The organism is Variovorax sp. J22P240, from assembly GCF_030316855.1.
Classification (GTDB): Bacteria; Pseudomonadota; Gammaproteobacteria; order Burkholderiales; family Burkholderiaceae_C; genus Variovorax.
The window spans coordinates 96,794-106,140 of the sequence record NZ_JASZYR010000018.1; the positions used below are offsets into that span (position 1 = coordinate 96,794).

A 9,347-nucleotide genomic window follows, 5' to 3' on the forward strand; every position below is an offset into this window, starting at 1 on the left:
ACCACCATGCACGACACGCAACGCAGATCCCTCTTGAAAGCGGCCGCAGCCTTCGGGCTCGTCGGCGGGCTCGGCGCCACGGCGCCGCTCTTCGCTGCCTCGAAGATCAAACCGGCCGCCAACTCGGCGCTCATCGTGGTCGACGTGCAGAACTGCTTCATCGATGGGGGCACGCTGCCGGTGAAGGGCGGTGCGGAGGTGGTGCCCGTCATCAACAAGCTTGCGGGCGCGTTCGAGAACATCGTCGTCACGCAGGACTGGCACACGGCCGGCCACGCGTCGTTCGCGAGCACGCATTCCGGCAAGAAGCCCTTCGAGAGCACCAAGCTCAGCTACGGCACGCAGGTGCTGTGGCCCGATCACTGCGTGCAGGGCACGGAGGACGCGGCGCTCAACAAGGACCTGAAGCTGCCAACGGCGCAGCTCATCATCCGCAAGGGCCACCACAAGGACATGGACAGCTACTCCGCATTCGAGGAGGCCGATCACAAGACGGTGACCGGGCTGGGCGGCTACCTGAAGGCGCGGGGCATCAAGACGGTGTTCGTCACCGGCCTCGCCACCGACTTCTGCGTGGCATGGACCGCGATGGACGCGCGCAAGGCGGGCTTCGAGGTCTACGTGATCGAGGACGCGACGCGCGCCATCGATCTCAACGGATCGCTCGCGGCGGCGTGGAAGCAGATGGCTGGCAAGGGCGTCAAGCGTATCCAGTCTTCCGACATCGTGTGATGCGCCTCGCTGGGTTCGAACTGAAGGTCAACGGACGCAGTGTCGAACTCGCAGCGTCGCACGAAGCGACGCTGCTTCACGTCTTGCGCAACGACCTGGGCCTGAACGGACCCAAGTTCGGCTGCGGGCTCGGGCAGTGCGGCGCCTGCACGGTGTGGGTCGATGGCGTGGCGGCACGTGCCTGCGTGATTCCGGCGCACGGAGTGGCTGGCCGAGAGATCACGACGCTCGAAGGCCTGGGCTCGCGGGAGCGCTGGCATCCGGTGCAGCAGGGCTTCGAAGACGCACAGGGCGCGCAGTGCGGCTACTGCCTCAACGGCATGGTGATGCAGGCGGCGGCCTTGCTCGCACGCGAGCCGAATCCGAGCGAGGCGCGCATCCGCAGCGAACTCTCCGGCAATCTCTGCCGTTGCGGCACGCACGTCGAGATCGTGGCTGCCGTGCGGCGCGCCGCGATGCGGATGGCGAAGGGCGCCGACACGTGACACGGCGCGCCGACCTGCCTCGCACGCGCAGCGAATTCCTCCATGCCGACGGCGTGCTCGTCATCGTGCGTGAGACGCCGCCCGCGCCGCCGCCGGCCAAGGGCCAGCCAGCGCTGGTGGCGGGCAATCCGGCGGAAGGGCCGGAGGTGCTGCTCGCGATCTGGGACGACGGCAGCGCCACGGCGCTGAACGGCCACGTCGATCTCGGCACGGGCATCCAGACGGCGCTGTCGCAGATCGTGGCGGAAGAGCTGGACCTGCCGATGGCGCAAGTCCGCATGATGCTGGGCGACACGGCGCGTGTGCCGAACCAGGGCGCGACGATCGCGAGTGCGTCGATCCAGATTCACGCTGGTCCGTTGCGCCATGCCGCCGCACAGGCGCGGGCCTGGCTGGTGGCTCAAGCCTCCGAGCACTTCGGCGTGCAGGCCGAGCTGCTCCAGGTGCGCGATGGGCGCATCCATGCCGGCGACGATCCCGCCTTCAGTGTCGGATTCGGCGAACTGGTAGCGGGTGGGCGCACGGTGCTGCAGCTCGACACGGTCTCGCGCGTGAAGAATCCGTCGGACTACCGCATCGTCGGCAGCTCGATGCCGCGCGTCGACATCCCGGCCAAGCTCTCGGGCGAGCTAGTCTTCGTGCACGACATGCGCGTGCCCGGCATGCTGCATGGCCGCATGGTGCGGCCGCCATACGCGGGCGCGGACCACGGCGACTACATCGGCAACACGCTGGAGTCGGTCGACGAATCCTCCGTTGCGCACATTCCCGGCATTCGCGCCGTGGTCGTGATCCGTGATTTCGTCGGCGTCGTGGCGGAACGCGAGGAGCATGCCGAGCAGGCGTTGCGCGAACTGCGCGTGACGTGGAAAGCGTGGCCCGGCCTGGCGTCGCTCGACGACCTCGAGGGTGCATTGCGCGCCAATCCCGCCACGCAGCGGCTGCTGGTGGATGAAGGCGATGTGGACGGCGCGCTTGCGGCGGCTGCCGAGCCGATGCCGCGCACCTATGTGTGGCCGTACCAGATGCATGCGTCCATCGGGCCTTCGTGCGCGCTCGCGCATTGGGAGCCCGTTGGCGACGATGGATTCAGGTTGCGCGTGTGGGCCGGATCGCAGAACCCGCATGTACTGCGCGCCGATCTTGCGAAGCTGATGAGCCTCGACGACCTGGAGGTCGATGTCGTGCGGATGGAAGCGGCCGGCTGCTACGGGCGCAACGGCGCGGATGACGTCGCGGCCGATGCGGCGCTGCTCGCACGCGCAGTCGGCGCGCCGGTGCGCGTGCAGCTCACGCGCGAGCAGGAGCATGCGTGGGAGCCCAAGGGCGCCGCGCAGCTCATGCAGATCCGCGGCGGACTCGACGCGGACGGCAGCGTCGCGGCCTACGACTTCGAGACCTCGTATCCGTCGAACGGCGCGCCCACGCTCGCGTTGCTGCTCACGCGCACCATCGAACCCGTGGCGCAGGCTTTCGAGATGGGTGACCGCACGGCGCGGCCGCCCTATGCCTACGGGAACCTGCGCGTGAAGGTCAACGACATGGCGCCGATCGTCCGCGCCTCGTGGCTGCGCGGCGTGTCGGCGCTGCCGAGTTCGTTCGCCCACGAGTCCTATGTCGATGAACTCGCGACGGCGGCGGGTGTCGATCCGGTGGCGTTCCGGCTGCGGCATCTCCACGATCCGCGCGCGGCCGAGCTGGTGCGCGAGACAGCGCAGAAGGCCGGCTGGCGCTTGCGCGCCGGGCCGCAGGAAAACTCGGAGGGTGGCCTCGGGCCGGGTGGCGACATCCTGTTCGGCCAGGGCTTTGCGTATGCGCGCTACGTGCACAGCAAGTGGCCGGGTTTTGGCGCGGCGTGGTCGGCATGGGTGGCGGATGTGGAGGTGAATCGCAAGACGGGCGAGGTGCACGTTCGCCGCGTGGTCGTGGGGCACGATGCGGGCCTGATGGTCAACCCGGCAGGGGTCGAGCATCAAATCCACGGCAACGTGATCCAGACGACCAGTCGCGCTCTGAAGGAACGCGTGCAGTTCGCGCCGCAGTCGGGGTCGGGAGGCGAGTTGCTTCCTGGCGTGCGGCCGCCGGGGGTGGTCGCGAGCCGCGAGTGGGGCAGCTATCCGATCATCAACTTCCGCGAAGTGCCGGTGATCGAGGTGATGCACATGCAGCGGCCCGGCGAGCCGCCGCTCGGCGCGGGGGAGTCGTCGTCGGTGCCGGGGACGGCGGCGATTGCGAATGCGATCTTCGATGCGACGGGGGTGCGCTTCCGGGCGCCGCCGTTCACGCCCGAAGTCGTCCGTGCGGCGTTGAATCCTCTCCCTGCCGCCGTCCCGCCCCCATCCCAGCCTTCCCCCAGAGAGGGAAGGAGCGAGCCGCCCGCCTCCGCACCCTGGCCGCGTCGCAAGGCGCTTTGGGTCAGCGCAGGCGCACTGGTCGTCGGCGCCGTAGGCGTGATCCTAGGCCTGCTCGGCTGGCGCTCCACGATCGCGCCTGTCTCCCTCAGCGCCCCCGTCTACAGCGAAGCCACCATCGAACGCGGCCGCACGCTCGCGGCTCTCGGCGACTGCGCCGTCTGCCACACCGCATCCGGCGGTACGTCCAACGCCGGCGGCCGTCCGATGGAAACTCCCTTCGGCACCATCTACACGACCAACCTCACGCCCGATGCCGACACCGGCCTCGGCCGCTGGTCCTTCAGCGCCTTCCAGCGCGCGATGCGTGAGGGCATCTCGCGCGACGGCCATCACCTCTACCCCGCCTTCCCCTACACCGCCTTCGCGAAGACCAGCGACGACGACCTGCAGGCGCTCTACGCGTACTTCATGTCGCTGCCGGCCGTGAGCGCCGAAACGCCGAAGGCGCAACTGAAGTTCCCTTTCGGCCTGCGTCCGCTCATGGCGGGATGGAACGCTCTCTTCCATGACCCGTCGCCGCTTCAACCCGTGGCCGCGCAGAGCGCCGAATGGAACCGCGGCGCCTATCTGGTCAACGGTCTCGGCCATTGCGGCGCCTGCCACACGCCGCGCAACGCGCTGGGCGCGGAGCAGAGCGGCAAGGCCTTCCTGTCGGGCGCGATGGTCGATGGCTGGGAGGCGCCGGCGCTGACTTCGCTGTCGACGGCGGCGGTGCCCTGGAACGCGGAGGCACTCTACGGCTACCTGCGCAACGGCCATGCCCAGGACCACGGCGTCGCCGGTGGCCCGATGGCGGAGGTGGTGCGCGAACTCGCCGCCGTGCCGGACGCGGACATCCGCGCCATGGCGACCTACCTGGCTTCCTTCCAGCCGAACGTCGCCGAAGAAGCGGCGGCCGCAGAGGCCCGGCGCGTCGTCGCCACCGCGGCCGGCAACGCGGGCCAACTGCTGGGCCCCGCCCAGCGCATGTTCGACGGCGCCTGCGCAGCCTGCCATCACGACGGCGACGGCCCCACGCTGCTCGGCGTGAACACGCCGCTCGCACTCAACAGCAACCTGACGAGCGCACTGCCGGACAACCTGCTGCGCACGATCCTCGATGGCGTGCGCGAGCCGGCTTCGCGCGACATCGGCTTCATGCCCGCTTTCCGTGAGGCGCTGGACGATGCGCAGATCGCCGAGCTCGCCGGCTACATGCGTGCGCGTTTCGCGCCTCATGAACCGCCGTGGGCCGATCTGCCGCAAAGCGTCGCCCGCGTACGCGCGACCGCCGCCGCTGCGCGTTGACAAGTACGATCCGCGATGCAGAGGCCGAATCAGCGGCCCGTTCACCTGGAGACCCTCGCATGACATCGATGCTTTCGCCCGCCCAGTCCCTGCCTCGCGATGCAGATCGCGCCACCCTGATCGGCCGGCTCTGGCTGCCGGATGTCGGTCCGGTGCTGGTCGCGGTGCACGAGGGCGGCCTGCACGATCTCTCGCACATCGCCGCGACGGCCAGCCAGCTGCTCGAACTCGATGACCCCGTGGGCGCGGTTCGGCAGGGCCTGCGCGACGACAGGACCGCGCGCGTCGCCTCGCTCGAAGCGGCGCTCGCCAACAGCGACGAATCCCGCCGCGACGCGCAGCACCCGTGGCTGCTCGCGCCCTGCGATCTCCAGGCCGTCAAGGCCAGTGGCGTGACCTTCATCTCCAGCCTGCTCGAAAGAGTGATCGAGGAGCAGGCTCGCGGCGACGCCTCCAAGGCCGAATCCATCCGTGCCGCGCTCGGCGGCGTGCTGGGCGACAACCTGGCCGGCATCGTGCCCGGTTCGCCGCAGGCCCAGAAGGTGAAGGAAGTGCTGATCGCGCAGGGTGCGTGGTCGCAGTACCTGGAGGTGGGCATCGGCCCCGACGCCGAGATCTTCACCAAGGCGCCCGTGCTGTCCGCGGTCGGTGCCGGCGCCGACGTGGGCATCCATTCACGGTCGGTCTGGAACAACCCTGAGCCCGAGGTCGTGCTCGCCGTCAACAGCCGCGGCCAGACGCTCGGCGCGGCGCTGGGCAACGACGTCAACCTGCGCGACTTCGAAGGCCGCAGTGCGCTGCTGCTCGGCAAGGCGAAAGACAACAACGCGTCCTGTGCGATCGGGCCTTTCATCCGCCTCTTCGACGAGCATTTCGGCATCGACGACGTGCGCCGCATCACCGTGGCGCTGCGCGTGGTCGGGCCGGAAGGCTTCACGCTCGAAGGATCGAGCTCGCTGTCGAAGATCAGCCGCGACCCGCTCGATATCGTGTCGCAGGCGATCGGTCCGCACCACGCCTATCCCGACGGCCTGATGCTGTTCCTCGGCACCATGTTCGCTCCCACGCAGGACCGTCACGGCCCGGGCCAGGGGTTCACGCACGTGGTGGGCGACAGGGTGACCATCTCGGCGCCCGAACTCGGCGCGCTCGAAAACAGGGTCGTGCACTCCGACCAGGCGGCGCGCTGGTCCTTCGGCATCGGCGCGCTGATGCGCAATCTCGCCGGACGCGGAGTCATTTGATCTCCCCCAGGCTCGCGCACTTCGTGTCGCTCTCCACCCCCCTCTCCGGGGGCAAACCCGGTGGCCCGGCGGAGCCGGTTCCACGGGTTTTCTCGCATCAGGTCTGGGCCAGCCGCGCGTGCTGGGCACCGAGCAGGGCGAAGACGGCCACGACGCTCGCCGCCAGCAGGATCCACAGCCCGGTCGTGTAGCCACCCGTTGGCGTCCACAGCAGTCCGAGCAGCAGCGGGGCGACGGCGCGCGCGATGGCGCTCGGCAGGCCGAGCGCGCCATTGAGCGTGGCGACGTGCTCGCGATCGACGTACTGCGCGATGGCGGTGCCCTTGACGATGGTCAGCATCCCGTTGCCCATGCCGTAGAACAGTACGAACCACAAGGCAGCCACCGGATGGCCGGCGCCCGCCAGCAGCATGACGAGGCCGAGCGGAATCAGGCAGGGGATCAGCCGATTCGCCAAGTGCAGGTCGAAGTGGTGTTCGAAGAAGTAGAGCAGGGCGCGCCCGAACACCTGCATGATGCCGATGCTCGCCGGCACCGCGATGGCCCAGGCTTCCGGCAAGCCCGCGCCGCGCAGCAGGCTGACCATGTGGGGTGGCAGGGCGGCGGTCACCGCCATGAGCAGTACGGTGAAGACGCCGATCAGCAGGAAGGGCGCGCTGCGCAGGTGGTGCGCGACGGAAGGACGATCGGACGGGCGTCCGCCTGCCGCCAACTCGGTGCGACGCCCCGGCGCGTTTCGCAGGATGCGGAAGTGCAGCGGCACGCACACGCAAAGGTGGACGGCCGCGAGCACCCACAGCGCATGCCGCCAGCCGAGCTGCGCGATCAACCATGCATCCAGCGGAATGAAGACGGTGCTCGCCAGGCCGCCCAGAAAAGTCAAGGTAATGATCGCGCGCCGGAAGTCATTCGGAAAGCGGCGCGTGACGATCGAGAAGGCCGGGCTGTAGAGCGTCGCCGACAACCCGGCGCCGAGCAGGAGCCACACGGCATAGAAGCCTGCCGCACCGTTCACGAAGCTGTGGAGCAGCAGACCGGCCGCAATGACGAGCGAGCCGCCCGTCATCACCGCGCGCTCGTGACCGCGATCGATCCAGCGGCCCACGGACCACGCCATCGCGCCTTCGGCCAGCAGGGCGAGGCTGAAGGCGAGCGACGACTGCGCGCGGCTCAGGCCGAGTTCGCGTTCCACCGGCTCCATCAGCAAGGCGAAGGTGTAGAAGACGCTGCCCCAGGTGATGAGCTGGCCGACGGAGAGCCAGGCGACGAGGCGGCGGTCGTAGGGCGAAGAGGGGGACAGTGGCGTGTGCGACGTTGCGGTAGAGCCCATGGCCTCGAACTCTACCGGCCGCCCGTCAACCAGCCGCGCGCAGCGCCCGCCGGTACTGCACGGCCTCCGCGACATGTGCCACCTCCACCGCGGCCGCGCCGGCCAGATCGGCGATCGTCCGGGCCACTTTCAACGCCCGGTGCGTGCTGCGTGCCGACCAGCCCAGCTTGGCAGCCGCCGTGTGCATGAACTTCAGGGCATCCGGTGCCAGTGACGCGTGCCGGTCGATCTCGGCGCCTTGCAACCCCTGATTGGTCTTTCCCTGCCGCGCCAACGCCCGCTCGCGCGCCTCGCCCGCGCGGTCGCGGATCGCGTCGGTCGCTTCACCGGCCGGTGCGTCCAGCAATTGCTCGGCCGACACCGCGGGCACCTCGATGTGGATATCGATGCGGTCCAGCAGCGGGCCGCTGATCTTGCCCTGGTAGCGCGACACCTGATCGGGCGTGCACCGGCAGGCCTTGAGCGTCGACCCGAGATAACCGCACGGGCACGGATTCATCGCCGCAATCATTTGGAAGCGCGCGGGGAATTCCGCACGCCGCGCAGCACGGGCGATCGTGATGGTCCCCGTCTCCAGCGGCTCGCGCAGCGCCTCCAGCGAGGCCCGTGCGAACTCGGGGAATTCATCCAGAAAGAGCACGCCGTGATGCGCCAGCGAAATCTCGCCCGGCCGTGGCGGCGAACCGCCGCCGACCATCGCCACGGCACTGGCCGTGTGATGTGGGCTCGAAGTCGGCCGGCGCATCCAGCGTTCAACCGCGAAGCGGCCGCCGAGGCTGGCGACGGCCGCGCTTTCGAGCGCTTCCTGCACGCTCATCGCGGGCAGCAGTCCGGCGAAACGCTGCGCCAGCATCGACTTGCCCGAGCCGGGCGGCCCGACCATCAAAAGGCTGTGGCCGCCAGCCGCCGCGATCTCCAGGGCGCGCTTCGCGCCGGCATGGCCCTTCACGTCGGCGAGGTCGGCATGGCGCAGGGCCGGCCCCTGTGGCGCGGCCATCACTCTGGCCCAGCCGTCATCGCCGGGTTCGGTTGGCAATGGGCTTTCGCTTGGAGGAAGAAACTGCCGCACGACATCGAGCAGGTGCCGCGCGCCGTAGACCTCGGCGCCAGGCACCAGTGAAGCCTCCTGCGCGCTGTCGGCCGGGAGCACGAGCCGCGTCGCGATCCCGCTGATATGTAACGCGAGCGCCATGGCAAGCGCACCACGCACGGGCCTCAGCTGCCCCGAGAGCGAGAGCTCGCCGGCGAACTCGTGGCCCGCCAGCCGGGCCGCCTCGATCTGGCCGCTGGCCGCCAGGATGCCCAGCGCGATCGGCAAGTCGAAGCGCCCGGAGTCCTTGGGCAGGTCCGCCGGCGCGAGGTTGACCGTGATCCGCTTGTTGTTCGGGAATTCGAGACCGGCGTTCTGGATGGCCGATCGCACGCGTTCCCGTGCTTCCTTGACTTCCACATCTGCCAGGCCGACCAGTGTGAAGCTGGGCAACCCGTTGGCCAGATGCACCTCGACCGTGACGCTGGCCGCTTCAAGACCCAGCAAGGCGCGGCTTTGCACCAAAGACAGACTCATTTCGCTCCCTATCCCCAAGATGGTGCGCCATCTCTTGTTTCATGTTACGACGTGCATCCTTGGTCGCTACCCGGCTCCGCAGGCTTGTTGACAGTTTGGCACGCTCCCTGCTTTGACATGGTTTCCACACCACTTCAAAACACTCCGAGGAGTCACTCGATGATGCACCGTAAATCCGTTCTGGTCCTGGCCGTGAGCGCCCTTGCCGCCATGCCGATGCTCGCTGGCGCGCAGACTGCCGAGCCGCCGAACCTCACGGGCAACGTGGCGCTGACCACCAATTACAAA

The 9,347-nt window shown here is 69.0% G+C and carries 6 protein-coding genes; 4 read left to right on the plus strand and 2 right to left on the minus strand.

Going from position 1 to position 9,347, the window contains the following annotated elements; genetic code table 11:
* Positions 1-6 precede the first annotated feature (6 nt).
* From pncA to QTI24_RS27765, 4 genes are read left to right on the plus strand one after another with little or no spacing between them, the layout of a single operon-like run.
* Entirely contained in the window at positions 7-732 is a 726-nt protein-coding gene (gene pncA, locus QTI24_RS27750; RefSeq protein WP_286604832.1) for a bifunctional nicotinamidase/pyrazinamidase, read from the plus strand.
* Positions 732-1,217, plus strand: a complete 486-nt coding sequence (locus QTI24_RS27755; protein WP_286604834.1) for a (2Fe-2S)-binding protein — start codon at positions 732-734, stop codon at positions 1,215-1,217. Before pncA ends, QTI24_RS27755 begins: the two co-directional genes overlap by 1 nt.
* Positions 1,214-4,918 carry a molybdopterin cofactor-binding domain-containing protein gene (locus tag QTI24_RS27760; protein WP_286604835.1) on the plus strand — a complete coding sequence of 1,235 codons (3,705 nt, stop codon included), beginning with the start codon at positions 1,214-1,216 and terminating at the stop codon, positions 4,916-4,918. Before QTI24_RS27755 ends, QTI24_RS27760 begins: the two co-directional genes overlap by 4 nt.
* A 59-nt stretch (positions 4,919-4,977) precedes the next feature.
* The gene (locus QTI24_RS27765) at positions 4,978-6,162 is read left to right on the plus strand and encodes a fumarylacetoacetate hydrolase family protein (protein WP_286604837.1); all 1,185 of its coding nucleotides are present in this window, start codon (positions 4,978-4,980) and stop codon (positions 6,160-6,162) included.
* A 97-nt stretch (positions 6,163-6,259) separates the two neighbouring features.
* Here the strand turns inward: QTI24_RS27765 and QTI24_RS27770 are convergent, their stop codons facing one another.
* Together QTI24_RS27770 and QTI24_RS27775 are read right to left on the minus strand one after the other, a co-directional pair.
* Positions 6,260-7,492, minus strand: a complete 1,233-nt coding sequence (locus QTI24_RS27770; protein ID WP_286604838.1) for an MFS transporter — start codon at positions 7,490-7,492, stop codon at positions 6,260-6,262.
* A 25-nt stretch (positions 7,493-7,517) separates the two neighbouring features.
* Positions 7,518-9,059 (minus strand): YifB family Mg chelatase-like AAA ATPase, encoded by a 1,542-nt coding sequence (locus QTI24_RS27775; protein WP_286604840.1) that lies wholly within the window; start codon positions 9,057-9,059, stop codon positions 7,518-7,520.
* Positions 9,060-9,347: the final 288 nt, after the last annotated feature.